Source organism: Bartonella sp. AA1HLJMS (assembly GCF_042197445.1).
Taxonomy (GTDB): domain Bacteria; phylum Pseudomonadota; class Alphaproteobacteria; order Rhizobiales; family Rhizobiaceae; genus Bartonella.
Genome location: NZ_JBHIRW010000229.1, coordinates 1 through 971 on the forward strand (window position 1 = coordinate 1; position 971 = coordinate 971).

Annotated in this window: 1 protein-coding gene and 1 pseudogene; both read right to left on the bottom strand. The window is 45.1% G+C overall.

The window, feature by feature from the left end; all coding sequences use genetic code 11:
* Window positions 1–731, bottom strand: a 731-nt coding sequence (locus ACFIQE_RS10805) for a phage tail protein (protein ID WP_375707745.1), incomplete at its 3' end; no start/stop codon positions are given.
* A pseudogene (locus tag ACFIQE_RS10810) lies at window positions 731–971 on the bottom strand (baseplate assembly protein); the annotation flags it as partial. The gene ACFIQE_RS10805 and the pseudogene ACFIQE_RS10810, both read right to left, overlap by 1 nt.

The following is a 971-nucleotide window of genomic DNA, read 5'->3' on the forward strand; positions in this document are numbered from 1 at the left end:
AACCACTCTGCCATGAGTATATCGCGTTCATGTTTTTTGACCGAACACCACGGAAAATTTGCCAAATCCCAAGGATAATCAATTTGGTTCCAGCTTAACTCTTCATCCCCATCATCTATCCAATTACCAATAAGCCTGCCTTCTTCTCTTGTGAGCGTGTGATTGATTTCTGTTGTGCGTCCAAAGGAAAACAAAGTGTCCCCAGCTGTTAAGTGAACACCGCTTTCATATTCCAACATGCTGTCATCAAACCGTGACATATTGCATTCAACAGCTTGCACATCATAACCATAGGTCCCACGGCGAAAATCAGAGCGCAAACTTTTGGAAAGATCTGTGATTGCTTCAATAGCTTCAAGGCTTTTGCGTTCAGGCAACTGATCAAAATCAAGTTGAAAGGAGTTCCACCATGCTCGCCCCGTCCAAGCGGGTTGAAAGCGTGCCGAAATCCCTAACCATTCAAGCCCTATCTCTATTGCCTCAAGGGAGCCGCGAATATTTTGCCATGCAAGACCCTGATCAATTAAATCATAAAGGTTAGAGAAATAAGGGTTTAATTCTTGTAAGCCATATTCGTCTATTAAAAAGGGCAACCAAGAAGGCGGACGCGTAATAAATTTCGCGCGGGGTATTTCTTCGAGTGCCATTTTAACGTGAGGGTCAAGAGCCATTGCTTCTGCAAAACAACGTTCAAACAAGCTCGAATTTGGGGGCAAAAGTGAGGAAAGCATCAATAAGCACGCCCCCGTTCAGACAAGACAATATCCCCTAGTGCGACGGCTTCATCCGGTGCGACCAAAATATCCTCACAAGGTTGCGTTATGTTTACATGGTGAACGCCTTCAACCATCAAGCGGCTTAGTATCCAACTTAAAGACAAATCACGCCCAAGCCTTTGCGCACGCGCCCATTCTGCTCTTAAATTCTGCTCCGCTCTTTCCAAAACAAAGGAGCCTTCATCCGGTAACAAC